The 25,051-nt window shown below is 46.0% G+C and carries 25 protein-coding genes; 18 read left to right on the forward strand and 7 right to left on the reverse strand.

Annotated elements, in window-relative coordinates:
* The first annotated feature begins 45 nt into the window (after positions 1–45).
* The 11 genes from secY to carA all read left to right on the forward strand — a co-directional run bounded on the left by secY (position 46) and on the right by carA (position 8,413).
* On the forward strand, positions 46–1,389 hold the full coding sequence (gene secY / locus BMZ54_RS24550; protein WP_089918418.1) for a preprotein translocase subunit SecY: 1,344 nt from the start codon (positions 46–48) through the stop codon (positions 1,387–1,389).
* A 95-nt stretch (positions 1,390–1,484) separates the two neighbouring features.
* Positions 1,485–2,285, forward strand: a complete 801-nt coding sequence (map, locus tag BMZ54_RS24555; RefSeq protein WP_089918420.1) for a type I methionyl aminopeptidase — start codon at positions 1,485–1,487, stop codon at positions 2,283–2,285.
* 167 nt (positions 2,286–2,452) lie between these two features.
* A complete protein-coding gene (gene infA, locus BMZ54_RS24560; RefSeq protein WP_012789309.1) occupies positions 2,453–2,671 on the forward strand; it encodes a translation initiation factor IF-1 in 219 nt (72 codons plus the stop codon).
* Positions 2,672–2,754: 83 nt separating this feature from the next.
* Positions 2,755–2,871 carry a 50S ribosomal protein L36 gene (rpmJ, locus tag BMZ54_RS24565; RefSeq protein ID WP_072360626.1) on the forward strand — a complete coding sequence of 39 codons (117 nt, stop codon included), beginning with the start codon at positions 2,755–2,757 and terminating at the stop codon, positions 2,869–2,871.
* A gap of 41 nt (positions 2,872–2,912) precedes the next feature.
* Complete coding sequence (gene rpsM / locus BMZ54_RS24570) at positions 2,913–3,293, forward strand: 30S ribosomal protein S13 (protein ID WP_089918422.1); 381 nt, start codon at positions 2,913–2,915, stop codon at positions 3,291–3,293.
* 92 nt (positions 3,294–3,385) lie between these two features.
* Positions 3,386–3,787: a 30S ribosomal protein S11 gene (gene rpsK, locus BMZ54_RS24575; RefSeq protein ID WP_089918424.1), complete on the forward strand. Its 402-nt coding sequence runs from the start codon at positions 3,386–3,388 to the stop codon at positions 3,785–3,787.
* 166 nt (positions 3,788–3,953) lie between these two features.
* Entirely contained in the window at positions 3,954–4,559 is a 606-nt protein-coding gene (rpsD, locus tag BMZ54_RS24580; RefSeq protein ID WP_089918425.1) for a 30S ribosomal protein S4, read from the forward strand.
* 24 nt (positions 4,560–4,583) lie between these two features.
* On the forward strand, positions 4,584–5,579 hold the full coding sequence (locus BMZ54_RS24585; RefSeq protein WP_089918427.1) for a DNA-directed RNA polymerase subunit alpha: 996 nt from the start codon (positions 4,584–4,586) through the stop codon (positions 5,577–5,579).
* A 121-nt stretch (positions 5,580–5,700) separates the two neighbouring features.
* Complete coding sequence (rplQ, locus tag BMZ54_RS24590) at positions 5,701–6,198, forward strand: 50S ribosomal protein L17 (RefSeq protein ID WP_089918429.1); 498 nt, start codon at positions 5,701–5,703, stop codon at positions 6,196–6,198.
* A gap of 137 nt (positions 6,199–6,335) precedes the next feature.
* A complete protein-coding gene (locus BMZ54_RS24595) occupies positions 6,336–7,175 on the forward strand; it encodes a hypothetical protein (RefSeq protein ID WP_089918431.1) in 840 nt (279 codons plus the stop codon).
* Positions 7,176–7,336: 161 nt separating this feature from the next.
* Entirely contained in the window at positions 7,337–8,413 is a 1,077-nt protein-coding gene (gene carA / locus BMZ54_RS24600) for a glutamine-hydrolyzing carbamoyl-phosphate synthase small subunit (protein WP_238386681.1), read from the forward strand.
* 866 nt (positions 8,414–9,279) lie between these two features.
* On the opposite strand, the gene BMZ54_RS24605 is transcribed toward carA, so the two are convergent.
* Together BMZ54_RS24605 and BMZ54_RS24610 are read right to left on the reverse strand one after the other, a co-directional pair.
* Positions 9,280–10,509, reverse strand: a complete 1,230-nt coding sequence (locus BMZ54_RS24605) for a pyridoxal phosphate-dependent aminotransferase (RefSeq protein WP_089918435.1) — start codon at positions 10,507–10,509, stop codon at positions 9,280–9,282.
* A gap of 258 nt (positions 10,510–10,767) precedes the next feature.
* Positions 10,768–11,175, reverse strand: a complete 408-nt coding sequence (locus tag BMZ54_RS24610) for a DUF1573 domain-containing protein (protein WP_238386682.1) — start codon at positions 11,173–11,175, stop codon at positions 10,768–10,770.
* Between the two features lie 209 nt (positions 11,176–11,384).
* On the opposite strand from BMZ54_RS24610, the gene BMZ54_RS24615 reads away from it, so the two are divergent.
* The 3 genes from BMZ54_RS24615 to BMZ54_RS24625 all read left to right on the forward strand — a co-directional run bounded on the left by BMZ54_RS24615 (position 11,385) and on the right by BMZ54_RS24625 (position 16,031).
* Complete coding sequence (locus BMZ54_RS24615; protein ID WP_089918437.1) at positions 11,385–13,784, forward strand: alpha-ketoacid dehydrogenase subunit alpha/beta; 2,400 nt, start codon at positions 11,385–11,387, stop codon at positions 13,782–13,784.
* Positions 13,785–14,025: 241 nt separating this feature from the next.
* A complete protein-coding gene (locus tag BMZ54_RS24620; RefSeq protein ID WP_089918439.1) occupies positions 14,026–14,985 on the forward strand; it encodes a D-2-hydroxyacid dehydrogenase in 960 nt (319 codons plus the stop codon).
* Positions 14,986–15,317: 332 nt separating this feature from the next.
* A complete protein-coding gene (locus tag BMZ54_RS24625; RefSeq protein WP_089918441.1) occupies positions 15,318–16,031 on the forward strand; it encodes a response regulator transcription factor in 714 nt (237 codons plus the stop codon).
* A gap of 86 nt (positions 16,032–16,117) precedes the next feature.
* Here BMZ54_RS24625 and BMZ54_RS24630 read toward each other — a convergent pair whose 3' ends face one another.
* Together BMZ54_RS24630 and BMZ54_RS24635 are read right to left on the reverse strand one after the other, a co-directional pair.
* The gene (locus tag BMZ54_RS24630; RefSeq protein WP_089918444.1) at positions 16,118–16,828 is read right to left on the reverse strand and encodes a YebC/PmpR family DNA-binding transcriptional regulator; all 711 of its coding nucleotides are present in this window, start codon (positions 16,826–16,828) and stop codon (positions 16,118–16,120) included.
* Positions 16,829–16,942: 114 nt separating this feature from the next.
* Positions 16,943–18,439: an amino acid permease gene (locus BMZ54_RS24635; protein ID WP_089918446.1), complete on the reverse strand. Its 1,497-nt coding sequence runs from the start codon at positions 18,437–18,439 to the stop codon at positions 16,943–16,945.
* A gap of 179 nt (positions 18,440–18,618) precedes the next feature.
* Here BMZ54_RS24635 and BMZ54_RS24640 point away from each other — a divergent pair, with 179 nt between their 5' ends.
* The 3 genes from BMZ54_RS24640 to BMZ54_RS24650 all read left to right on the forward strand — a co-directional run bounded on the left by BMZ54_RS24640 (position 18,619) and on the right by BMZ54_RS24650 (position 21,921).
* Positions 18,619–19,878 carry a dicarboxylate/amino acid:cation symporter gene (locus tag BMZ54_RS24640; protein WP_089918448.1) on the forward strand — a complete coding sequence of 420 codons (1,260 nt, stop codon included), beginning with the start codon at positions 18,619–18,621 and terminating at the stop codon, positions 19,876–19,878.
* Between the two features lie 86 nt (positions 19,879–19,964).
* On the forward strand, positions 19,965–20,654 hold the full coding sequence (locus tag BMZ54_RS24645) for a DedA family protein (protein ID WP_089918450.1): 690 nt from the start codon (positions 19,965–19,967) through the stop codon (positions 20,652–20,654).
* A gap of 28 nt (positions 20,655–20,682) precedes the next feature.
* Positions 20,683–21,921 (forward strand): MFS transporter, encoded by a 1,239-nt coding sequence (locus tag BMZ54_RS24650; protein WP_089918451.1) that lies wholly within the window; start codon positions 20,683–20,685, stop codon positions 21,919–21,921.
* A 6-nt stretch (positions 21,922–21,927) separates the two neighbouring features.
* Here the strand turns inward: BMZ54_RS24650 and BMZ54_RS24655 are convergent, their stop codons facing one another.
* The 3 genes from BMZ54_RS24655 to BMZ54_RS24665 all read right to left on the reverse strand — a co-directional run bounded on the left by BMZ54_RS24655 (position 21,928) and on the right by BMZ54_RS24665 (position 24,192).
* The gene (locus BMZ54_RS24655) at positions 21,928–22,389 is read right to left on the reverse strand and encodes a MarR family winged helix-turn-helix transcriptional regulator (RefSeq protein WP_089918452.1); all 462 of its coding nucleotides are present in this window, start codon (positions 22,387–22,389) and stop codon (positions 21,928–21,930) included.
* A 179-nt stretch (positions 22,390–22,568) separates the two neighbouring features.
* Positions 22,569–23,507, reverse strand: coding sequence for a malate dehydrogenase (gene mdh, locus BMZ54_RS24660; RefSeq protein ID WP_089918523.1), 939 nt, complete (start codon positions 23,505–23,507; stop codon positions 22,569–22,571).
* Positions 23,508–23,682: 175 nt separating this feature from the next.
* Positions 23,683–24,192, reverse strand: a complete 510-nt coding sequence (locus BMZ54_RS24665) for a peroxiredoxin family protein (protein ID WP_089918454.1) — start codon at positions 24,190–24,192, stop codon at positions 23,683–23,685.
* Positions 24,193–24,470: 278 nt separating this feature from the next.
* On the opposite strand from BMZ54_RS24665, the gene efp reads away from it, so the two are divergent.
* Positions 24,471–25,037 (forward strand): elongation factor P, encoded by a 567-nt coding sequence (gene efp / locus BMZ54_RS24670; protein ID WP_089918456.1) that lies wholly within the window; start codon positions 24,471–24,473, stop codon positions 25,035–25,037.
* Positions 25,038–25,051: the final 14 nt, after the last annotated feature.

Consider the following 25,051-nt stretch of genomic DNA (forward strand, 5'->3'; position numbering starts at 1 on the left):
TGCGTCTTTTCGAATTTAATAGCGCTATTAAACCTTTATCTTCCTGTGAAGAAATTTATTGAAACAATAAAGAACATTTGGAGTATAGAAGACTTGCGTAACCGCATTCTTACCACGTTGCTCCTTACCCTGGTTTACCGTGTTGGTTCCTATATTGTGCTGCCCGGTATTGACGCGAACGCCCTGCATCAGTTTTCAGAGAAATCTAATCAGGGTATCTTGGGGCTCTTCAACATGTTTGCAGGAGGTTCTTTCTCCCGCGCATCTATTTTTGCGCTGGGGATCATGCCCTATATCTCTGCATCTATTGCCATCCAGCTGCTTACCATCGCAGTACCCTATTTCCAGAAACTGCAGAAAGAAGGGGAGAGCGGCCGTAAGAAGATCAACCAGTACACCCGTTTGTTAACTGTAGTAGTAACCGGTTTCCAGGCAAGTGCATATGTGGCTTATCTGAAAAACCAGTCTGGTGGCGCCATCATTCCTCAATACAGTGCATTCCTTTTCTGGCTCTCCACAACGGTAGTATTAACTGCCGGTACCCTCTTTGTAATGTGGCTGGGCGAAAAGATCACCGATAAAGGTATTGGTAACGGTACCTCCCTCATCATCATGGTGGGCATTCTGGCCCGCTTACCGCAGGCATTGCTGCAGGAGTTCACTTCCAAAACAACAGAAGGCGGCGGCGGTTTGCTGATGTTCCTGATCGAGCTGGCAGTGTTCATCCTGATCACGATCGGCCTGATATTGCTGGTACAGGGTACCCGGAAAGTACCGGTTAACTATGCCAAGCGTATTGTAGGTAATAAGCAATATGGCGGCGTGCGCCAGTTCATTCCCCTGAAGGTGAATGCAGCCGGTGTAATGCCCATCATCTTTGCACAGGCCATTATGTTTATACCGGCAACGGCTATAGGTTTTGCTACCTCCAGCGAAAGCGCTTCCGGTTTTATCCGTATATTCAGCGACCATACCAACGGGTATTATAACCTGATATACGCAGTACTGGTAATTGTATTCACTTACTTCTATACCGCTTTGATCTTCAACCCCAACCAAATGGCGGAAGAAATGAAGCGTAACAATGGTTTCATACCCGGTGTAAAACCCGGTAAGGCTACTGCCGATTATATTGGTGCTGTAATGGACCGTATTACCCTGCCTGGCGCCTTTTTCCTGGCACTGGTAGGTATACTGCCCGGTGTAGCCGCTGCATTGCATATCAACAGTAACTTTGCCTCCTTCTTTGGCGGTACCTCCCTGCTCATCATGGTAGGGGTAATACTGGATACGCTGCAGCAGATAGAAAGCCAGCTGCTGATGCGCCATTACGATGGCCTGATGAGCGGTGGCCGTATCAAGGGCAGAACAGCGCCCGCTAACGTGTAGGTAATTATTTGATTATAAAGGCACAAGGTCAGAGGGTTATACCGCAGGAGCGAAACCTTTTGACCTTGTGACATTGTGACCACCGGGAGAATATCATGATCCACTATAAAAGCAAAGAGGAAATAGAGCTGATGCGCAAAAGCGCATTACTGGTAAGTGCTACCCTGGAAACAGTGGCCGGCGCATTAAAGCCCGGTATGAGCACCCTGGAGGTAGATGACCTGATAGACCAGTTTATCCGCGATAACGGCGCCATTCCGTCCTTTAAGGACTACCGTGGCTATCCCAAAAGCAGCTGCATTTCTGTGAATGAAGAGGTCGTGCACGGCATTCCCAATGCTTATGTGCTGCAGGATGGGGATATTGTATCTGTAGACGTGGGCGTGTTCTTAAACGGTTTTCATGGCGATAGCGCCTATACCTTTGCCATTGGCGAGGTAAAGGAAGAAGTATTGAAGCTGATGGCTGCTACCAAAGCGGCCCTGTATAAAGGCATTGAAAAGGCATTGGTAGGCAACCGTATCGGTGATATTGCCTTTGCTATCCAGGAATATGCAGAGAAGGAGCGGGGATATGGCGTGGTAAGGGAGCTGGTAGGTCATGGTTTGGGCAAACACCTGCATGAAGACCCGCAGGTACCCAACTACGGCAAGCGTGGCAGCGGACCTATGATGAAGGAAGGTTTGGTGATAGCCATTGAGCCTATGATTAACATGGGCACCCGGGAAGTAGCCTATATGGATGATGGCTGGACGGTAGCTACCCGCGACGAGCAGCCCTCCGCACACTTTGAGCATACCGTAGCGGTGAAGAAAGGCCAGGCCGATCTTTTATCCAGCTTTGCCGGTATTGAAAAGGCAGAGAAAGCCAATAGTGCATTGAATACTAATTACTAATAAATAAACAATAATTAAGTGCTGTTAATGCAGCCGCGCAGGAGAAAGTTGAAAAATGAGGGCTTATGCGCGGAAAATATTGATTATTGAGCATTAATAACAATTAATTTCGTGATTTTTTTAGATTTCAAAAGATAAATGCTATCTTTGCAGTCCTAAAAATTTTTATGGCAAAACAGGCACTCATTAAACAGGATGGAATTATACTGGAAGCCTTGTCAAACGCTATGTTCCGTGTAAAATTGGAGAATGGGCATGAGATTTTGGCTACCATTTCTGGAAAAATGAGAATGCACTATATAAGAATTTTGCCCGGTGATAAGGTAGGAGTGGAAATGAGCCCATATGATTTATCGAGAGGAAGGATCATCTTCCGTTACAAATAAAGAATAGGGTAGCAGGGCAAAAGAAACAGCAGGATCATTTTCAGATATAAGATATCAATAACTAGACTTATAACTTTTAACTTATGAAGGTAAGAGCTTCCATAAAGAAGAGAAGTGCAGATTGCAAGATAGTGCGTAGAAAGGGGAAATTGTTGGTGATCAACAAAAAGAATCCCCGTTTTAAGCAACGTCAGGGATAATCGTATTCTAAACACAACAACGTTAAATTTAAAATAGCAATATGGCACGTATAGCCGGTATAGATCTTCCTAAAAATAAAAGAGGAGAAATAGGCCTCACCTATATCTTTGGTATAGGCCGTTCTACCGCCCAATACATCCTGACCCAGTCAGGGATCGACTTTAGCAAGAAAGTAAAGGATTGGAATGATGATGAGCAGGCTGCCATCCGTAACATTATCAATGCTGAGATCAAAGTAGAAGGCCAGCTGCGCTCCGAAGTGCAGATGAACATCAAGCGCTTGCTGGATATCGCCTGCTACCGTGGCTTGCGTCACAGGAAAGGCTTACCGGTTAGAGGTCAGCGTACCCGTACCAACAGCCGCACCCGCAAAGGTAAGCGTAAAACAGTGGCCGGTAAGAAAAAGGCACCGAAGAAATAATCTTGACATCACAAATAACAAGTTCCGTTTTCCAATGGTGAGATACCTGGTAAGTGGAACCTGGCAATTGGAATCTGGAATTATAAATTATTATGGCAAAAGCAACCAATACAAAAACTGCTGCTAATAAAAAGAGGGTAGTTAAAGTAGACAACTACGGAGATGTACATATCTCTGCCAGTTTTAACAATATCATCGTAAGCATTACCAACAAGCACGGTCAGGTAATATCCTGGTCTTCTGCAGGTAAAATGGGCTTCAAGGGTTCTAAGAAGAACACCCCGTATGCCGCCCAGTTAGCTGCTTCCGATGCTGCTAAAACTGCCTTTGATGCCGGTCTGAAAAGAGCTGACGTATTTGTAAAAGGCCCTGGTGCCGGTCGTGAAAGCGCAATCCGTGCTATCTCCAACTCCGGTATTGAGGTTAATATGATCAAGGACGTTACACCTTTACCGCACAACGGTTGCCGTCCTCCTAAGAAAAGAAGAGTATAGGTATTACAATATCCAAATTCCGGGTTCCAGGTTCCGATATACGGGATCTGGAATCTGGATTTTGGAGTTTATATTGTGATCAGCATAAATCAATTGGGTGTATGATCAGGTTTAAGATTTTTTAAAGATCATACATCGTAACTAAAAAATCTAACAAAGTAAAAACATGGCAAGGTACACAGGACCAAAGACCAAGATCTCCAGGATTTTTGGCGAACCCATTTTAGGTAATGGTAAGTATTTAGGTAAGAACAGCAATCCTCCCGGTCAGCATGGTGCAACCCGTAAGCGTAAACAGTTGGGCGAGTATGCACTGCAGCTGCGCGAAAAACAAAAAGCAAAATACACTTATGGTGTGCTGGAACGTCAGTTTGCTAACCTGTTTGATGAAGCAAACCGTCGTAAAGGCGTAACCGGTGAAGTATTGATCAAATTGCTGGAAGCCCGGTTGGATAATACCGTATTCCGCTTAGGCATCGCCCCTTCCCGCCCTGCTGCCCGTCAGCTGGTATCCCACAAACATATCACCGTTAACGGCCAGGTAGTGAATATCCCTTCCTTCCAGCTGAAACCCGGTGATATCATTGGTTTAAAACCCAAAACAGCCGGTAATACCGCTTTAACCAGCGTTATCCGTGGTAAGAACCCCAAATTCAGCTGGCTGGACTGGAATGAAAAAGAAAACAGAGGTACTTTCATAGCCTATCCCGAAAGAGAGAGCGTTCCTGAAAACATTAAGGAACAGCTGATAGTGGAATTGTACTCTAAATAATAAACTACTAAACTTCATATAGCAATGGCAATTCTAAATTTCCAAAAGCCTGATAAGATCGTTTTGCAGAAGTCAACAGACTTTGAAGCACAATTCGAGTTTCGGCCGTTAGAACCTGGTTATGGCGTGACCATCGGTAATGCGCTACGCCGCGTACTGCTGTCATCCCTGGAGGGCTATGCCATTGTAGGAATAAAGATAGAAGGTGCAGACCACGAGTTTGCCACCCTGAAAGGTGTTACCGAAGACGTTACCGAGATCATTCTGAACCTGAAGCAGGTACGTTTTAAGAAGATTGTGGAAAATGAAGTGAATAACGAAAAGATCCAGATCTCCATCAAAGGTAAGACCGAGTTCCGGGCTGATATGATCGAAAAAGCCACCAGTGCTTTCCAGATCATGAACCCAGAGTTACTGATCTGTACCCTGGACCCTTCTTCCAAGCTGGATATTGAGCTGACCATCGGTAAAGGCCGTGGTTATGTGCCGGCAGAAGAAAATAAACCCAAGGATGCAGTTTTTGGCTACATCGCCATTGACTCAATCTTTACCCCTATAAAAAATGTAAAATACAGCATCGAAAATACCCGTGTGGAACAAAAGACCGACTATGAGAAGTTGATCATGGAACTGGCTACCGATGGTACCATTCACCCGGAAGAAGCTGTAAAACAGGCATCCCGCATCCTGATCCAGCACCTGATGATCATTACTGATGAAAATATCAGCTTTGATACCAAGGATACTGAGAAAGAAGATGTGGTAGACGAACAAACCCTGCAGCTGCGTAAGATCCTGAAAACACCGCTGGAAGACCTGGACCTGAGCGTTCGCGCTTTCAACTGCTTAAAAGCTGCCAAGATCAACTCCTTGAGTGAGCTGGTACAGTACGAGCAGGAAGAGCTGATGAAGTTCCGGAACTTTGGTCAGAAATCGCTGAGTGAAATTGAGCAGGTGCTGAACGAAAGAGGCCTCCACTTTGGTATGGACCTGTCCAAACTGAAACTGGAAGAAGAGTAAAGCAAAAATTAAAAAGCAAAAGGAAGAAGCTACAGTTTTTTCTTTTTGCTTTTTCCCTTTTTATTTAAATAAGTACCCTGTAATTCCTGACACGGTATAGGGGAATAAAAAACAAAACGTCATGCGTCACGGAGTAAAATTAAATCGCCTGAGCAGAACTTCTGCTCACCGTAAGGCACTGTTATCCAACCTGGCTTGTGAGCTGATCAGCCACAAACGTATCACTACCACTTTAGCAAAAGCAAAAGCCCTGCGTATTTATGTAGAGCCCCTGCTGACCCGCGCTAAAGCAGATAGCACCCATAACCGCAGGATCATTTTCAGCTACCTGCAGGATAAAGAAGCTATCAAGGAAATGTTCGGTGTGATCAGTGAAAAAATTGCTAACCGTCCCGGTGGTTATACCCGCATCATTAAGCTGGGTAAACGTGTGGGCGATAACGCAGAAACAGCCCTGATTGAGCTGGTAGATTTTAACGAGATCTACGGCAAAACTACCGAGAAAGCACCGGCTAAGAGAACCCGTCGTGCTGGTGGTGGTAAAAAGAAAGCAGAAGGCGGCGCTGAAGAAGCAACTCCTGCTGCTGAAAAAAAATCTGACGACAAAGCAGCCGAGTAACTCACGGTTGTTCAACAGTATAGAAGGGACAAGGCATTTGCCTTGTCCTTTTTTTATGCACATAAGGGCTGAACGGCTCCAAACAGATGCTTTTTTTTCGTAATATAGCGGTCTGAAACTTTAATTTCCTTATTCCTATGTATTACCTGCGATGCCAACATTGTGGGCACAATAACGCTCTCAGATCCGAATTCCTTACTTTCTGTGAACACTGCGCTAAGAAGCTGCCCAATACATTTGCCGACTGGAAACAAAAGAACCCGGAAGGGGAGTTTGAAGCCTATCAGCAGGAAGCTGCAGTTTATATAGATGAAACTCCACCCAAACCGGGATGGGTACAGCAATACCTGTGGCCGGCCGGCCGCAGGGGCGTAATGCTGGTTTTGGGGCTGGTATTTGCGCTGGTAGCAGTAGCAGGCACCTATTTCGGCAAAGAAGCTGTGCTTACCTGGTTCTTCCCTAAAGTGGCCAAATCCTGGATGTATACCTCCTGGGAAACAGTAACCATTGGCCGGCAGGCCCTGGAAATAAGCTCACCGGTGCATTTACGGGTAAGTGATAAAGCCCTGCCCGAGGACCTGAACGGTATGGTGGAATATGCTAAAAGCTATGCCAACCAGCAGGGAACCGGCATGCAGATAACGGTAGATATGTTCAGCTTTAAGGAAACGGTATCCAACAACCTGGAAGAGGCCAATAACCTGGCCATTAAAGGCATACAGGCGGAACCCGGCGTGTCTGAACTGCAATATGAATCCAGCCCCATACCCCAGACAGAGATCCAGGGCATTATGCAGCAGGGGAGCTACCTGTATAAGAATGCGGTAAAACTTTCCTTCTATAACCTGATCATGGTAAAAGGGCAGCACCGCTGGCTGGTAAGCATCCGCTACCGGACAGATGATAATAACGGACAGGAGGTAGCCAAACGGGTATTTAACTCCGTGAAAGTGAAGCCATTAATAGTGAAACGCTAACAGTTTATAATTAATGAATAAGTAATGCGCGTATGGGGAATAACAACCCCATACGCGCATTTTGCTTTATTATTAACTGTGAAATGCATAATTTTGCACGATTTTTTAAAAAGAGTCGTATAAGAACAATGCCTCATACTAAACACAGTCAACCTGCCATATTGTTATTAGAAGATGGCACGGTTTATCATGGGAAAGCTTTTGGTAAAATTGGAACTGCTTCCGGTGAGCTTTGCTTTAATACCGGTATGACGGGTTACCAGGAAGTATTTACCGATCCTTCCTACAAGGGTCAGGTACTGATCATGAATAACTGCTACGTAGGTAACTATGGCACCAAGCAGGACGATGTGGAAAGCAGCAGTGTAAAGATCAGTGGGTTAATTTGTAAGAACATTGCCCAGAACTACTCCCGTAAAATGGCGGACAGTTCTCTTGAGAAATTCCTGGAAAGCAATAACCTGGTTACCATTTATGATGTGGATACCCGGGCACTGGTGTCGCACATTCGCAGCAAAGGCGCTATGAACTGCATCATCTCTTCCGAGATACTGGATGTAGAGCAACTGAAAGGCCAGCTGAAGCAGGTGCCTTCTATGGAAGGCCTGGCCCTGTGTGCAGAGGTATCTACCAAAGAACCTTATAACATTGGCGATCCCAATTCCAGCATCCGCATAGCGGTAATGGATAACGGGGTTAAGCGTAATATGCTCAAATGCCTGTCTGAAAAAGGCGCTTACCTGCAGGTGTTTCCCACTACTACCAGTTTTGAGGAATGCGAGCGATTTAAACCGCACGCCTACTTTATATCCAACGGTCCCGGCGATCCGGCCCCGCTGACCTATGCGGTGGATACCGTAAAAAAAGTGCTGAACGCCAACCGCCCGTTGTTTGGTATTTGCCTGGGCCACCAGCTGCTGGCTTTAGCAAACGATATTCCTACCTATAAAATGCACCATGGACACCGGGGCTTAAACCACCCGGTAAAGAACCTGGCTACCGGCCGTTGCGAGATCACTACCCAGAACCACGGCTTTGCGGTAGATCCCAAGGCGATTGCTGCCAGTGAAAATGTGGAGATCACCCATGTGAACCTGAACGATGGTTCCATAGAAGGTATCCGCATTAAGAACAAACCGGCATTCTCCGTGCAGTACCACCCGGAATCAACTCCCGGTCCGTACGACTCCCGCTATTTGTTTGATGATTTCTTTAAGATGATTGAGCAATACCAGTAATAAGGGTATAACATATTGGCTTAGAACCAGAACGGTCCCGAAGATTCGGGACCGTTGTTTTAATTCCACGTTATGAAAACAAGCAGATGGGAAATGTTACTGCATAGCGCAAGTAACAAGGCGTCATCGCCGTTTCATGATGGAACAAAAATGGGAAAAATTTTGACTGGCCGTTAGCTACAAGTGATGAATCAACCTTTATAAGCGATAAGTGGGGGAAAATCAGGGATTAGAGAAAAAAAATACGGCTCTGTGAACAGAGCCGTTTGCCTTTATAAATTCCACGTTATGAAAAACTGATACAAAAATATGTTATTTTGCTAAAACGTTTTAGTTGATTTTCGACTTTTTACAAAAACTTGATAATTCTATTTTTCAAGCCTTAATAATTCAAAGTTCGGACCAAAAAAACGTTTGAAAAAATTCTGTTAGTTAAATTTTTCTTAAACAAACCATATTCACTTTCCTCATATCTCGATTTGTTTAATTCTTCACTTTTTCTGTTCTTTCACCGTTTCTATAACAAATATACAAGCTTAAATTGATTTAAAAAAGAGTTTGCTCAAATTTTTTCCAGATTTTTATTGAAATAATGAATATAGAATTATTTTTAATATGATATTATTCCTTTCACAAAAATCCTTAATTCCTTAAAAACCCTTATAACCTTCTGATGGTCAATATGATCGGATAAAGGTGAACTCTTTTGATCTGTAAACCCTAAAATTGCAAAAACTGAAAAGTAAACGTATGTAATTATTTATAATGTAATCTATTTCCTTTTCAATCGATTTCTTACGGGTGCAAAGATCGGGTATTTTCTATTGTCGTTCATGTTAAAATATTATGAACGCTGCTGACCTGGGTTATCCGTGAGTGACTATAGTATCAGCAATAGCTGTTGCAACACGGCCGGGATAAACTTCCAGCGCCTTTTCCAGGCATATTATGGCTTTGGCAATGTCCTCCCTGTTTAGCACATAAGCAAGGCGTACTTCCTGCTTACCCAGGCCGGGCGTAGCATAAAAGCCGGTTCCGGGCGCCATCATTACGGTTTGCTGTTCATAGGCAAAAGATTCCAGCAGCCATTGGCAAAAAACATCCGCATCATCGATCGGTAATTTTGCCATTGCATAAAATGCGCCGCCGGGGTTAGGGCAAAACACACCGGGAATATTATTCAGCCCGGCTACCAGCACATCGCGGCGGGCCAGGTATTCTGCTTTAATGCCGTCAAAATAATCGGCCGGCAGGTCTACCGCTGCTTCACCGGCTATTTGTGCAAAGGAGGGAGGGCTTAAACGGGCCTGCGCAAATTTCATCACGGCATCCAGCACCTGCTGATTCTTACTAACCAGTGCGCCTATACGTCCGCCGCAGGCGCTATACCTTTTGGAGATGGTATCCATCAGTATCACATGGTCATCCAGCCCTTCCAGGTTCATAGCGGAAAAGTGCCGGCCGGTATAACAGAACTCGCGGTAAGCCTCATCAGAGAACAGGTACAGGTTATGCTGCAGGCATAGCTGCTTCAGCACTTCCATTTCTTCTTTACTATATAAATAACCGGTAGGGTTATTGGGATTGCAGATTAAAATGGCTTTGGTGCGGGGGGTAATAGCTTTTTCAAACGCTTCCATAGCCGGCAGCGCAAAACCGCTTTCAATACTGGAGCCAATGGTGCGGATGGTAATGCCTGCCTCCACCGCAAATCCGTTGTAGTTAGCATAAAAAGGCTCCGGCACAATCACCTCATCGCCCGCATCCAGGCAGGCCATAAAGGCAAACAGGATGGCTTCTGAACCACCGGTGGTAACAATGATCTGCTGGTGGTTTACCTGGATATTAAACCTTTCATAATAAGTAACCAGCTTACGGCGGTAACTCTCATTACCCGCGCTGTGGCTGTATTCCAGCACTTTAAACTCGGAGTGGCGTACCGCATCCAGTACCGGTTTAGGCGTTTCAATATCCGGCTGGCCTATGTTCAGGTGATATACCTTTACGCCTCTTTTTTTAGCTGCTTCGGCGTAAGGCACTAATTTTCTGATGGGGGAGGGCGGCATGTGCACACCTCTCTGGCTAATATCAGGCATCGTTTGATTGGTTTGGCGATTGCAAAGTTAAAGGAAATGTAGGGATATGCCGACGGGGGAGTACATAATGTGCAGCCCGGTAAGCGCATGAATATGGGAATATATGCCGTACTAAGGCACAAATTTTAAGCGGGCAAAGCACCGGGGTGTGATGAACGGAAAACAGCTCCATAAAAAAACCTTACAGCTTTCAAAACTGTAAGGTTCTTTTTATCAATGGAAGGATCTGCATGGTGTGCACATCCAATCATTTGAAAATTAGTTTTCTACGGTGCCGGTCAGGTGTAATTCCTTATCCTGATCCACGCCTTTGAACTTAACCCAGATAGTTTTGCTTTGCTGGCCTACACCATTGGCACTGTAAGTAGCGGTTACTTTACCTTTTTTACCAGGTAAAATGGGCTCTTTAGTCCAGTTGGGAGTAGTACAACCGCAGGATGCGCGGGCAGCTTCCACCAGGATGGGTTCTTTGGTGATATTAGTAAATTCAAAATCAACAGTTACGGGTTTGTTGAGTTGGGTTTTACCAAAATCAATTGATTCCTTCACAAATTTCACTTTTGCGTCTGCGGTATTGCCGGTAGCGGAACCATTTTGTGTCTGGGCCCAAAGTGCTGTAGTTAACAGCATGCTCGCAAATAGGGATAAGATAAACTTTTTCATCATGTATAGTTTGGTTTTAAACGGTTTTGGTTAAAAAGATAAATCCTACCCGGATTTATGCAAATTTACAGCCAAATTTTATTTCACGTAAAGCAAATTATTAAAATCTTCTTAAAAAAAACATTTTAATTTAAGAACGGCATTTTCAGCATGTTAGCAACTATTTTTCATCTGTATAAATTAACCTTACTTTTGCACTTTAACCAACCCGCATGATAGAAAATAATGAACTGACTATGAATATGGACAGCCGGTTATCTTTTGAAGAATTCCGCAAGGAGGTATTAAATGACTACCGGTTGGCTTGCGAAAGCAGGGAAGTTAGTTTACTGGCACGCAAGGAGGTACTGACCGGTAAAGCCAAATTTGGCATTTTCGGGGACGGTAAGGAGGTTGCGCAGATAGCCATGGCTAAATATTTCCTGCCGGGTGATTATCGCTCCGGTTACTATCGCGATCAGACTTTTGCCTTTGCCAGCGGTATTGCTACTATAGAGCAATTTTTCTCTCAGCTGTATGCCGACCCGGATCCGCTTAACGAGCCTTTCTCCGCCGGCCGGCAAATGAACGCACACTTTGCCACGCCCAATATTACGCCGGATGGCCAATGGCGTGACCTCACCAAAATAAAAAATACGGCTGCCGACATGGCGCCTACTGCCGCACAAATGCCGCGTGCACTGGGTTTGGCCTTTGCATCTAAATTATTCCGTGAAGTGGAGGTGCTGAAAGAATTCAGCCACCTGTCGCAGAACGGTAACGAGATCTGTTTTGCTACTATCGGCGACGCCTCTACGTCAGAAGGGCATTTCTGGGAAACTATGAATGCAGCAGGTGTTTTGCAGGTGCCGCTGGCGGTGTTTATATGGGATGATGGATACGGTATTTCCGTACCGCGCAAATACCAAACCGCCAAAGGCTCTATCAGCACAGTGATGGAAGGTTTCCGGAAAACAGAAGGTACCAATGGTTTTGATATTTATAATGTAAAGGGTTGGGATTATGCCGGCATGTGTGAGGTATTTGAGAACGGCCTGCGCAAGGTGCGGGAAACGCATATACCTGCGCTGTTCCATGTAGAGGAGATCACGCAGCCGCAGGGCCACTCCACCAGCGGATCGCATGAACGTTATAAAAGCAAGGACCGCCTGGCCTGGGAAAAGGACTTTGATTGCAATCATAAAATGCGTCAGTGGATCCTGGAAAATGCATTGTCTGACGAAGGCACCCTGCAGGAAATAGAAGCCCGCGCTAAAGTATTGGCCCAGGAAAGCCGTAAAAGCGCCTGGGAAAAATATATTACACCCATTAAGCAGCAGGTGCAAACCATGGTGGGTTATGGCAATGCGGTAATATCAGAAGGGATAGCAGATACGGCGATGGTGCAGCAAGCCATTCATGAGCTGCAGGTGAACCGTGAGCCGCTGCGCCGCGATATCCTGAAAACAGCCGCCACCATCCTGTTCCATAACAAGAAAAAACAAAGCCCGGCCTTACAGGCTTTACAACAATATTATAACCAGCAGCTGCAGCAGGAAAAGCAAACCTATAACAGCCTGCTGTATGGAGAAGGCGCTAACTCAGCCCTGAACGTACCCGTAATACCGGCTACTTATGCAGCAGATGCACATGCGGTGAATGGTTATGAGGTGCTGAATAAATATTTTGACCAGCTGTTTGCTGAAAACCCCAAGGTATTTGCTTTTGGGGAAGATGTAGGTAAGATAGGGGATGTGAACCAGGGTTTTGCAGGCTTACAGCAAAAACATGGAAAAGACCGCATTTTTGATACCGGCATACGGGAGCTTACCATTATGGGACAGGCTGTGGGCATGGCGCTGCGTGGCCTGAAGCCTATTGCAGAGATCCAGTACGTGGACTATATGTTATATGGCCTGCAACCCTTAAGTGATGATGTGGCCAGCCTGCATTACCGCACCGGCGGTATCCAGGCCTGTCCAATGATCGTACGTACCCGCGGCCACCGGCTGGAGGGGATCTGGCACTCCGGGTCGCCCATGGCTATGATGATACACAGCCTGCGTGGCATGCACCTTTGCGTACCCCGGAATATGGTACAGGCAGCCGGTATGTATAATACCTTATTACGCGCCAATGACCCGGCCGTGGTGGTTGAATCCCTGAATGGCTATCGCCTGAAAGAGCAGCTGCCGGATAACCTGACCACTTTTACCGTGCCCCTGGGTGTGCCGGAAGTGGTGATGGCCGGTACGGATATTACATTAGTCTCCTACGGCTCTACCCTGCGTATTGTGGAAGAAGCTGCGCATACACTGGAGCAAATGGGTGTTTCCTGCGAGGTGATCGATGTACAAACCTTATTACCTTTTGATATTCACCATAGTATTGTTGAATCTTTAAAAAAGACCAACCGCATTGTATTTATTGATGAAGATGTACCGGGTGGTGGTACGGCCTACATGTTCCAGCAGGTAATGGAATTGCAGGGCGGTTACCGCTGGCTGGATGTGGCGCCCCGCACCCTGAGCGCACAGGCGCACCGGCCAGCCTACGGCTCTGACGGGGATTATTTCTCCAAGCCCAATACGGAAGATGTGGTGAAGGTGGTAATGTCTATGATGGAAGAATAGCGCAAAAACGCTTTGTATAAAAACAGTACGTCCCGTAGCGGCCAGGCCGCACGGGACGTTTTTTTGTAACAGTTGTAGGTTCAGGCAAATGACAAGCAGTATGTCCACAAATATTAAAAAATATATCCATACTATTATGCCATACCCGTGTTATTTAACCATAATTTCAACATGAGCTGGCAGAAAATATGCCAGTTTACTTTGTTATTTTACGGCATTGGCCATTTGAAAAATAGCAAGGATGAAAAATATAGTTGTTTTAGACGGATATGCCCTGAACCCCGGCGACCTTGACTGGGCTCCGTTACAGGCCCTGGGGAATGTAACGGTATATGAACGCACACCGGAATCTGAAGTACCTGCACGGGCAAAGGATGCAGAGATACTACTCACTAATAAGGCTATTGTAAGCGGCGCTGCCATAGCACAATTACCAAAGCTGCAATATATTGGCGTAATGGCCACCGGGTATAATATTGTAGATGTGCCGGCCGCCACGGCCCGGCAGATCAGCGTAACCAATGTGCCGGCCTATGGCACGCCTGCGGTAGCACAGCTTACCTTTGCCCTGATACTGGAACTATACAATCATGTAGGATTGCATGCAGCTAGTGTGCGTGCCGGCGACTGGGCCCGCAGCAGTGATTTTAGCTACTGGAAAGCGCCTTTGCACGAGCTGCATGGCAAAGTGCTGGGTATAGTAGGGCTGGGGCAAATAGGGCAGGCAGTAGCCCGCATAGCCCTGGCTTTTGGTATGCAGGTGATCGCCTGCCATAAACACCCGGAACGGGATAAAATGGAGGGCGTTACCTTCGTGGATCAGGCTACCTGTTTTGCCCGGGCAGATGTGGTAAGCCTGCATTGCCCGTTGAATGAGCAGAACAGGGGTTTTGTAAATGAGCCATTAATAAACACCATGCAGCGGGGCGCTATTTTAATAAACACCAGCCGGGGGCCCCTGATCAATGAGGCCGACCTGGCCCAGGCGCTGAATAGCGGCCGCATAGCAGGCGCAGCCCTGGATGTGCTCTCTACCGAACCGCCGCCGGCAGATCATCCCCTGGTGATGGCTAAAAATTGCATTATTACCCCGCATATTGCCTGGGCCTCCATAGAGGCACGGGGGCGTTTGCTGCATACGGCGGTTGCGAATGTAAAAGCCTGGTTAGCGGGCCAACCGCAGCATGTATTGAATGGCTGACTATCTGTTTAGCAAAATGATAAATATAAATTCTAGCAGATCTATGTTATAATAGAAATATGATGAGCTGGATAAACTAATTATTGATTTGTTTGTTAATCAATAGTGAATATGAATTATATGGTATACCACCGGTGAATAAAATGAACAAAAAAGACCACAAAAAAACTTTTCCGGTAATTTCGGGATTCAGTAATAATTAGCTAAATTGGAACAGGTTATAAACACTGTATGTAGGGGTTGCTATTTAAAAGACGCTCAATAATCATTTAGGCCACGAAACGCCCTGGAATCAATCAAATTTTTCATCATTAGATCTAAAATCCACCTGTATGAAAGCAGGAATTCTACTGGTAGAGGATGACCATTTTTTTGCCAAGGTCATCAAAAGACATTTAGAAAAGGAAGGTTTTAATGTAGTACACTGCCTTGATGGCGATGAAGCCTGGGAAGCGTTCCAGGAGCGTGCATTTGACATCTGCCTGCTGGATATAATTATGCCCGGCAAAGACGGCTTTAGCCTGGCGCAGGAGATCCGTAACCGGGATACGAATGTGCCTATTATCTTCATCTCCTCCCGCTATATGGAGCAGGACCGTCTGAATGGTTTTGCCGCCGGTGGGGATGATTATATGGTGAAACCGTTTAACATTGAGGAGCTGCAATACCGTATAGATGTGTTCCTGAAAAGGAGCCGCCTGCTGCAGAGCCGCAAGGTGCAGATCTATCAGATAGGCTCCCTGGAGTTTAACTACACGGAGCTGAAGATCTATCATGCGCCTACTAATGCAACCGTAAATCTGCCGCCAAAAGAGGCAGAGCTGCTGAAGTTCCTGTGTGAGAACCCTAACCGCAAGCTGAAACGGGAAAACATTTTGCTGAGTGTTTGGGGAAGCGATGACTTTTTCGCGGGGCGTACCATGGATGTGTACCTGACCCGCCTGAGAAAACATTTCCGCATGGATGATACGGTGAAGCTGGAAACCTTTCATGGGAAAGGCTTACGCCTCATGACAGATGAACAGGCCTGCCTGCTGGACAACTAAGTAACGCAGAAAACGCCAACATATATAATTGGAGAACCGTTTTGCTTTTAGCAGAACGGTTCTCTTATTTTATGCCGTAATATGTTTTAGCGCAGGTTGTGGAATACCTGTTGTACATCATCATCCTGCTCCAGGCGGTCAATCAGCTCCAATACCTCCTTGGCCTGTTCTTCATTCAGCTCCGTAGTAGTGGTAGGAATGCGCTGCAGCTCCGCGCTTAACGGGGTAATGCCTTTTTCTTCCAGAGCTTTGGCCATGTTGCCGAACTCTGTGAAAGGGGTGCGCAGAATAATGTTGCCCTCACTATCTTCCCCGATCTCTTCCAAACCGGCATCAATCAGCTCCAGCTCAAGCTCTTCCAGGTTCTGACCTTCATTTTTGATCTTAAACACACCCATACGGTTAAACAAAAAGGCTACGGAACCGCTGGTACCCAGGCTGCCGCCTTCCTTATTAAAGTGCATGCGCACATTAGCTACGGTACGGGTAGGGTTATCGGTGGCTGTTTCTACCATCACCGCTACGCCGTGGGGGGCATACCCTTCATATACTACTTCCTCATAGTCGGTTTTGTCCTTACCCATTGCGCGCTTAATGGCAGCTTCTACCCGGTCTTTGGGCATGTTCACACCTTTGGCGTTGGCAAAACAACGGCGCAGAGCGGGGTTGTTATCCGGGTCAGGACCGCCTTGTTTTACAGCTATGGCTATTTCCTTACCTATCCTGGTAAATTGTTTGGCCATCCGGTCCCAACGGGCAAACATAGTGTGTTTTCTTACTTCAAATATTCTTCCCATGTTGGTTTATTATCGAATCGCAAAAATACAGTGTTTATAGGAATGTAAAACCGCTAAAATGAAAACCGCCCCGGTTATTGTTCCGGAGCGGTTTCAATTATTTAATACAACAGCTTATTGCTGCAGCTTACGCGCTTTACTGTGTTTAACGCTATAGCCAAAGTAAATGACAAAACCGATGGCCAGCCAAATGAATAACCTGATCCAGTTATCGGCGCCCAGGCCCAGGATCATTAGTCCGCACACAATTGCACCGGCAATGGGTACAACAGGCACCCAGGGGGTTTTGAAGGGGCGTGGTACATTAGGATCGCTCTTGCGCATTACCAGTACGCCAATGCATACCAGCACAAAGGCAAACAGGGTACCAATGCTGGTCATGTTACCTACAATGTGGTCCGGGATAAAACCGGCAAACAGGGCGGTGAACACAAAGAACAGCATTTGTGATTTATACGGAGTACGGAATTTAGGGTGCAGTTTGGAAAATACCGGTGGTACCAGCCCATCGTTGGACATGGAGTAGAACACACGGGTTTGTCCCAGCAACATTACCAGGATCACGGAGGAGAAACCAGCCAGGATAGCGATAGTGATGAATAATGACAACCAGCTATACCCCGGCATATAGGTATCAATGGTATATGCTACAGAGGCTTCGCTACCGGCTTTCAAAAAGTCTTTGAAAGGGGCAACGCCTGTTAATACGTGGGAGAATAAGATGTATAATACCGTACAAATAGCCAGGGATACCAGGATACCGATGGGCATAGCGCGCTTGGGGTCTTTGGTTTCCTGTGCGGCGGTGGATACGGCATCAAACCCAATGAAGGCAAAAAATACCACCCCGGCGCCGGCCAGTACGCCTAACCAGCCGTGGTTGCGGGGTTGGGAGTAATCGACCACGCTACCGTCGTTCAGCGTTACAGTACCAGCATCGGCAGGTATCATATAAGGGGTGTGGTTGGCAGGGTTTATAAAGTGCCAGCCCAGCCCAATGAACAATAATACGATGGCTACTTTTACTATTACGATGATGGTGTTAACTGTGGCAGATTCCTGCGTACCGCGGATCAGCAATAAAGTGAGCATCAGCAGGATAAAAATAGCGGGGAGGTTGATCATACCATGTACGCCGGTGGCAGATACTTCAAACGGCGAGTGAGACAGCTCGTATGGTATAGTAGTATGAAAGAGTGAAAATAATAACTTGTTCAGGTACTGGGACCAGCCAATGGATACAGTTGCGGCGCCCAGGGCATATTCCAGCACCAGGTCCCAGCCAATGATCCAGGCAACAAATTCACCAAGGGTAGCATAGGAATACGTATAGGCGCTACCGGCAATTGGTATCATAGAAGCAAATTCCGCATAACATAAACCGGCTAAGGCGCAGCCAATAGCGGCTACAATAAAGGAAAGGGTTACCGCAGGTCCGGCGTGTGCGCCGGCAGCAGCCGCAGTGCGTACAAACAGGCCTGCACCAATGATAGCGCCAATACCTAACGCAACCAGAGATCCGGCCGTTAACGTTCTTTTTAATCCTTTTTCTGTTTCGGAGGCTTCAGATAATAATTGACCCAGTGGCTTTTTTACAAAGAGTCTACTCATGATAGAAGTATTGTTGGTTGATTTAAGTGGTTTTAGTTTGTTGTTTTGAGATCGCCAAATATAACTATCAAAAATCAAATGAGCTTGTTTTATTTTATGGAGTTATGGGTGAATATTGGCCCAGAACCTTATTTTTGAGAAATTTTAAACACGCACAGCAGCAATAAATTGAGCATGGCATGAAGAAATCTAACCGGCTTACCCTGTACATAGTTCTTGGGATGATATTAGGAATTTTAACAGGGTATATTATACATATCAACTATGCAGGCAATGCGGCAGGGGCCAAAAAAGTAATTGACATACTCTCTGTACCTACTGATATTTTCCTGCGGCTGATAAAAATGATTATAGCGCCACTGGTTTTTTCAACTCTTGTAGCCGGGGTAGCCAAGCTGGGGGATATTAAAGCAGTGGGCCGTATTGGCGGTAAAACCATGTTATGGTTCATTAGCGCCACTTTTGTAAGCCTGTTCCTGGGTTTAATACTGGTAAACTTATTTCAGCCCGGCCATGCACTGAACCTGCCTTTGCCGGATACACACGCCAGCAGCGGTGTTTCAGGGGCAGATATGACCCTGCGCGGATTTTTCCGTCATGTGTTCCCGGATAGTGTAATTATGTCTATGGCCGAAAACCAGATATTACAAATAGTGGTATTTGCGTTATTCTTTGGCGTAGCTACGGCAGCTATGGGTGAAAAGGGGCAGGTGGTTATAAAACTGCTGGATGCAGTGGGCCATATTATGCTAAAGGTAACCGGCTATGTAATGAAGTTTGCGCCGTTTGCCGTTTTTGGTGCCATGGCAGCGGTTATAGCGGAAAAGGGGCCGGAAACGCTCATCACTTATAGTATATTCATCGTAGAATTTTATATAGGGCTTATTATTCTGTGGATGGTGCTGACGTTAGCCGGTTTTACGGTGCTGGGCCGCCCGGCCTTTTCCTTACTGGGCCGGCTAAAAGATCCACTGCTGCTGGCTTTCAGTACAGCTACCAGCGAAGCAGCCTACCCGCGTACCATGGAGGAGCTAGAAAAATTTGGCTGTGAAAATAAAATAGTGAGCTTTGTATTACCCCTGGGCTACTCCTTTAACCTGGATGGCTCTATGATGTATATGACCTTTGCCAGCATGTTCATTGCGCAGGCCTACAATATGCACCTTGGCCTTGCACAGCAGATCTCCATGTTACTGGTACTGATGATCACCAGCAAAGGTATAGCCGGCGTACCGCGCGCATCGTTGGTGGTAATAGCAGGCACCTTAAGCATGTTCCATATTCCCGAAGCAGGCTTGCTGTTGCTGCTGGGTATAGATCATGTACTGGATATGGGCCGCTCTGCCACCAATGTAATTGGCAATGCTATGGCAACAGCCGTAGTTTCCAAGTGGGAGGGTACCCTGAAACCGCAACAGTTAGCGGAAGTAATGGAATAAGATAATTAAGTAATAACAAATCTGTAACAGTAAAATTGCTATTTTGGCAATTCGCCATTTTCGGAAATTTCTCATAACATAGTAGCATGGACCAGATCACAGAGCTTTTTAAACACCTCATTAACCCGCAATGGATCATTGATCACGGGGGTATTTATTTATTGTTGCTGATCATTTTTGCGGAAACGGGGTTGTTTGTGGGATTTTTCCTGCCGGGTGACTCCCTGTTGTTTGTAGCCGGCATTTATGGTGAAAAGCTGAGCGAAAGCTTTTTTAATATGCCCTTTGTGGTAATAATGCTGCTGATAGCTATTGCCGGTGTGCTGGGTAATATGGTAGGCTTCTGGTTTGGCCGTAAGTCAGGCCCACTGCTGTTTGCAAGAAAGGATACATTATTATTCAAGAAAAAATATTTGTACCAGGCCAAGGAGTTTTATGATAAACATGGTGGCGGCGCTGTTTTCCTGGCGCGCTTTTTACCCATTGTGCGCACCTTTGCACCTATTGTGGCAGGGATTGTACAAATGGAAAGTAAAAAGTTCATGCTCTATAATATTGTAGGTTCTTTTTCCTGGGTATTTTCCATGATGCTGGCCGGCCATTACCTGGATAAAATGTTCCCAGGGTTAAAGGAGCACCTGGAGCTGATCATCATTATAATAATACTGATCACCACCCTGCCGGTATTGATAAAACTCTTTTTCGGAAAAACCAAACACCCGGAGCACCTGCACCACGAGGATAGCAAAAAACCAACCGATACTACGGTTTCCTGAGAAAACGAACTATTTATTTACTAACCATATGAAGAATGCAAATAACCGTTCCACGTCTATCTTCAATATAGCCGTTATAGTGGCTTCACTGGGCTATTTTGTAGATATTTATGATCTGCTGCTTTTTACGATCGTACGTGTACCCAGCCTTAAATCGCTGGGCGTACCGCAAGCGGAAATTGATGCCGGTATTGGCCTGCTGCTCATTAACGTTCAAATGGCCGGCCTGTTAATAGGCGGCATTTTCTGGGGTATTGTAGGCGATAAAAAAGGCCGCCTGAGTGTGTTGTTCGGTTCCATATTAATATATTCCGTAGCCAATATTGCCAATGGTTTTGTGCACAGCACCAACATGTACCTGGTATGGCGTTTTATAGCCGGCTTAGGCCTGGCGGGCGAGCTAGGCGCCGGCATTACCCTGGTATCTGAAATATTACCTAAGGAAAAACGTGGTTATGGTACCATGATCGTGGCTACTATTGGCGTATTTGGCGCAGTGGTGGCAAACTTTGTGGCCAAAATAGTGCAGGACTGGCGGATCTGTTATTTTATAGGAGGGGCGCTGGGCCTGGCTTTGCTGGTGCTGCGCATTAGTGTGCTGGAATCTCATTTATTTAATGCCATTAAAGCAAGCAATGCCAGCCGCGGTAATTTTTTGCAGCTGTTCACCGACAAACACCGTTTTTTAAAATACCTGAAATGCCTGCTGCTGGGCACTCCTACCTGGTTTGTAGTAGGTATACTCATGGCTTTCTCTAATAAATTTGCCATTGAAATGCATGTGCGCGATGCCATTAGCCCCGGCGATGCCATTGCCTTTTGTTACACCGGCCTTACCCTGGGGGATTTTGCTACCGGCCTTATTAGCCAGTTATGGAAAAGCCGCCGTAAGGTAATGCTGCTGTTCCTGTTGCTCACGGCTGCTTTTGTAACGCTGTACTTTCAGCTGCACGGGGCTGGTAAATGGAGCTTTTATGCGGTATGTTTTGGCTTAGGCTTCAGCGTTGGTTTCTGGACCATCTTTGTAACCATTGCTGCAGAAAGCTTTGGCACCAACCTGCGGGCTACCGTGGCTACTACGGTGCCTAACTTTGCCAGGGGCCTGCTGCCGCTTATTTCCATGTTGTTTGTGGCCTTACAGGGCAGCTTTACTTACCTGCAAAGCGGTGCTATTGTGGCAGCCATTTCCATAGGTATAGCGCTGGTAACCTCTTATTACCTGGAAGAAACCTTCGGCAAGGAATTAAATTATGTGGAAGAGATCTAACCGCGTTTAATACTGCGCCAGCACTTTGTCTACCAGGCTATTGAGCTGGGCTATTTCCAGGGGATCCAATGCTTTTTTCAGCACATCATCCAGCTGTGCTACTTCCTCTTCTATTGTTTTCAGCAGCTGCAGGCCTTTGGAAGTGATCTTTACATCCACGGCGCGGCGGTCTGATTCACAGCTTTTGCGTTCCAGGAGATCTGCTTTACGTAAGCGTTCTACCAGGCGGGATACATCGCTCATTCTATCCAGCATCCTTTCTTTCAGCATATTAATGTTGGCGGCTTTGGGGTGTTGGCCACGCAGTATGCGCAGTATATTAAACTGCTGCATGGTAATGTCAAACTTTTTAAAGAATTGCTGGTTACGGCTTACGATCCAGTTGCCTACGAATACCAGGCCTATCATGCCTTTCGTGTATTCATTATCAAAGGCTTTCTGGGAAAGCAGTTTTTCGATGTTCGACATAATGCAGGTACAGATAGATTTTAAGTGTCAGTAATACATGGCTCGTACAAAAAACAGGCCGTAAAGTGGTTGATATTAAGTGTGCGATGTGTTGTTTTTACACTATCCCCTTTAAAAAGTTACGGTGGCTGATCTGCCTTGAGATCAGCCACCGTATTGTATCATATCAGCATCTGGTGTTATGCTGTTACTTTCATATTATCCAGCACGTCCATTACTTCTTTTACGTGTTGTGCAGAAGTATTAAGCAGCTCTTTTTCTTCTGCGTTCAGCTGCAGCTCAATAATTTTTTCAATACCGGTTTTACCTAATACTACGGGTACACCCAGGTAAATATCCTTCAGTCCATACTCGCCGGTAAGCCATGCGCAGCAGGGGAAGATGCGTTTTTCATCTTTCAGGATAGCTTCCACCATTTGTGCGGCAGCAGCGCCGGGTGCATACCAGGCAGAGGTGCCCAGCAGGTTCACAATTTCACCGCCGCCTACTTTGGTGCGTTGTATAATAGCTTCCAGCTTATCGGCCGCTACCAGCTCTGTTACGGGAATACCGGCTACCGTGGTATAACGGGGCAGGGGTACCATAGTATCGCCATGGCCACCCATTAATATTGCCTGAATATCTTTAGGGGAACAGCCTATTTCATCGGCCAGGAAAGCGCGGTAACGCGCCGTATCCAGGATACCGGCCATACCAAATACTTTGCTGCTGTCTTTTTTGGCAGTCAGGAAAGCGCAGTAGGTCATTACATCCAGCGGGTTGCTTACTACAATAATAATAGCATCCGGTGAGTATTTACCAATGTTCTCAGTAACAGATTTTACGATGTTGGCATTGGTAGAGATCAGATCATCACGGCTCATACCGGGTTTGCGTGGTAAACCGGAGGTAATTACTACTACGTCACTGTTGGCGGTTTTAGCGTAGTCGTTGGTAACACCCGTTACTTTGGTGCTGTAATAATCAATAGGCGCCTGTTGCCAGGTGTCCAGTGCTTTTCCTTCCGCCGTGCCTTCCTTAATATCCAGTAATACTACTTCCCGTAAGAAATCTCTGTGGGCCAGTACATTAGCACAGGTAGCACCTACATTGCCGGCTCCTACAACAGTAACTTTCATTTTATCTAAATATTTTAAGGTGAAGAATGAAGAATAAGGTAAATGTAAGTAAAAAGCGGAAAGCATAAAGCAGAAAGCATAAAGCCAGGGCAAATGGCAGGCAGCTTTCGGCTTTGGGCTTTGAGCTTTCGGCTTATAGCCGGCAGCTTTCTGCTTTTAGCTTTGGGCTTTCAGCCTAATTCAGGTACTTCAGCACCTGCTCCAGCTTCACGGTGCCTTCAAAGCCCTTAACCAGCGCCTGCTTTTTATTGTATATAAACAGGCCTGGGAAATAATGCATGTCGTAAAAATACATGATCTGCCGGGTAGGTTCGCTGGCCATTATAATATTACGGTAGTTCTGGATCTTGTAATGGTCATAATACTCCTTCATTTGATCCGGTTTAAAAGGCGTTACCATCAGGATCTGCGTTTTCTTAAACTCGTCTATGTGCTTCAGCAGGTCTTCAGTCAGCGCTTTACAATGGTCACAGTCTACGCTGAACACAAACACCACGGTAGGAATGTTCTTGCGCAGGTCGTTCTTGGTGATCACATGCCCATCCGGCAGGGTGAGCGGGAAAGCAGGTATGACCGGGTATTGCAGGTAAGGCGATTTTTTGGCAGATTGTGCAGGCGCAGGTGTATTCTGGGCCTGGGCCAGGAAAGTGGAAATACATAAACACAACAAAAGTAAATAACGCATGTTTCGGGCTAGTTTTGGATAATGAGTGCTAAAATTAAGGTAGAACGGGCTGAATGAACCCTGTAAATTGATTTTTTTGCAAAAAAATTACTAGATTACCTGTCCTTACCTTATGTTTGCATTCCTAAAAAAAATAATGAGTGTGCATTTTAGCGTTTTTAGGATCTAATTAATTCGCAGAATGCAGTACCACAGAGCAGTTCAGAAAGATTTCGGAGAATGATTTATTTTTGCTGTCCTGACCTAAAATTTTTAAACTAAATTAAGTATCCTATTTTATGGCTACCACTGCAGATATCAGAACAGGATTAATCATAAAGCTGGATAACAGCTTATATTCTGTTGTAGAGTTTGGACAGAACAAGACCGCCCGTGCCGCCGCCAAGGTTTGGGCTAAATTAAAAGGTGTAGATAACAGCCGCTCTATAGAGCACACCTGGAACTCCGGTGATAACATTTTCCCTGTACGCGTTGAGAAAAAAGCATTCCAGTTCCTGTACAAGGATGACAGTGGTTACAATTTCATGGATAAAGAAACTTTTGAGCAGATAGCCCTGGCAGAAACCATGGTGGATGCTCCGCAGTTCCTGAAAGACGGAGATGAGGTGTTTGTAATGATCAATACCGAAACAGAGCAGCCTATGAGTGTGGAGCTGCCTGATAAAATAGTGGTGAAGGTCACTTATTCAGAGCCGGGCATGAAAGGGGATACTGCTACCCGCACCCTGAAACCCGCTACTATTGAAACCGGCGCTACCGTAATGGTACCCCTGTTCGTGAACGAGGGAGAAACCATCCGGGTGAACACCAAAACCGGTGAATATATTGAAAGAGTAAAAGAATAATCCATATCAACAAC

The sequence above is a fragment of the Chitinophaga rupis genome (assembly GCF_900109685.1).
Classification (GTDB): domain Bacteria; phylum Bacteroidota; class Bacteroidia; order Chitinophagales; family Chitinophagaceae; genus Chitinophaga; species Chitinophaga rupis.

Bases quoted from the DNA above. Each gene is read 5' to 3' on its own strand.
- map (WP_089918420.1), top strand. From the start codon at position 1,485: ATGATCCACTATAAAAGCAAAGAGGAAATAGAGCTGATGCGCAAAAGC.
- infA (WP_012789309.1), top strand. From the start codon at position 2,453: ATGGCAAAACAGGCACTCATTAAACAGGATGGAATTATACTGGAAGCC.
- rpmJ (WP_072360626.1), top strand. From the start codon at position 2,755: ATGAAGGTAAGAGCTTCCATAAAGAAGAGAAGTGCAGATTGCAAGATA.
- rpsM (WP_089918422.1), top strand. From the start codon at position 2,913: ATGGCACGTATAGCCGGTATAGATCTTCCTAAAAATAAAAGAGGAGAA.
- rpsK (WP_089918424.1), top strand. From the start codon at position 3,386: ATGGCAAAAGCAACCAATACAAAAACTGCTGCTAATAAAAAGAGGGTA.
- rpsD (WP_089918425.1), top strand. From the start codon at position 3,954: ATGGCAAGGTACACAGGACCAAAGACCAAGATCTCCAGGATTTTTGGC.
- BMZ54_RS24585 (WP_089918427.1), top strand. From the start codon at position 4,584: ATGGCAATTCTAAATTTCCAAAAGCCTGATAAGATCGTTTTGCAGAAG.
- rplQ (WP_089918429.1), top strand. From the start codon at position 5,701: ATGCGTCACGGAGTAAAATTAAATCGCCTGAGCAGAACTTCTGCTCAC.
- BMZ54_RS24595 (WP_089918431.1), top strand. From the start codon at position 6,336: ATGTATTACCTGCGATGCCAACATTGTGGGCACAATAACGCTCTCAGA.
- BMZ54_RS24605 (WP_089918435.1), bottom strand. From the start codon at position 10,509: ATGCCTGATATTAGCCAGAGAGGTGTGCACATGCCGCCCTCCCCCATC.
- BMZ54_RS24610 (WP_238386682.1), bottom strand. From the start codon at position 11,175: ATGATGAAAAAGTTTATCTTATCCCTATTTGCGAGCATGCTGTTAACT.
- BMZ54_RS24615 (WP_089918437.1), top strand. From the start codon at position 11,385: ATGATAGAAAATAATGAACTGACTATGAATATGGACAGCCGGTTATCT.
- BMZ54_RS24620 (WP_089918439.1), top strand. From the start codon at position 14,026: ATGAAAAATATAGTTGTTTTAGACGGATATGCCCTGAACCCCGGCGAC.
- BMZ54_RS24625 (WP_089918441.1), top strand. From the start codon at position 15,318: ATGAAAGCAGGAATTCTACTGGTAGAGGATGACCATTTTTTTGCCAAG.
- BMZ54_RS24630 (WP_089918444.1), bottom strand. From the start codon at position 16,828: ATGGGAAGAATATTTGAAGTAAGAAAACACACTATGTTTGCCCGTTGG.
- BMZ54_RS24635 (WP_089918446.1), bottom strand. From the start codon at position 18,439: ATGAGTAGACTCTTTGTAAAAAAGCCACTGGGTCAATTATTATCTGAA.
- BMZ54_RS24640 (WP_089918448.1), top strand. From the start codon at position 18,619: ATGAAGAAATCTAACCGGCTTACCCTGTACATAGTTCTTGGGATGATA.
- BMZ54_RS24645 (WP_089918450.1), top strand. From the start codon at position 19,965: ATGGACCAGATCACAGAGCTTTTTAAACACCTCATTAACCCGCAATGG.
- BMZ54_RS24650 (WP_089918451.1), top strand. From the start codon at position 20,683: ATGAAGAATGCAAATAACCGTTCCACGTCTATCTTCAATATAGCCGTT.
- BMZ54_RS24655 (WP_089918452.1), bottom strand. From the start codon at position 22,389: ATGTCGAACATCGAAAAACTGCTTTCCCAGAAAGCCTTTGATAATGAA.
- mdh (WP_089918523.1), bottom strand. From the start codon at position 23,507: ATGAAAGTTACTGTTGTAGGAGCCGGCAATGTAGGTGCTACCTGTGCT.
- BMZ54_RS24665 (WP_089918454.1), bottom strand. From the start codon at position 24,192: ATGCGTTATTTACTTTTGTTGTGTTTATGTATTTCCACTTTCCTGGCC.
- efp (WP_089918456.1), top strand. From the start codon at position 24,471: ATGGCTACCACTGCAGATATCAGAACAGGATTAATCATAAAGCTGGAT.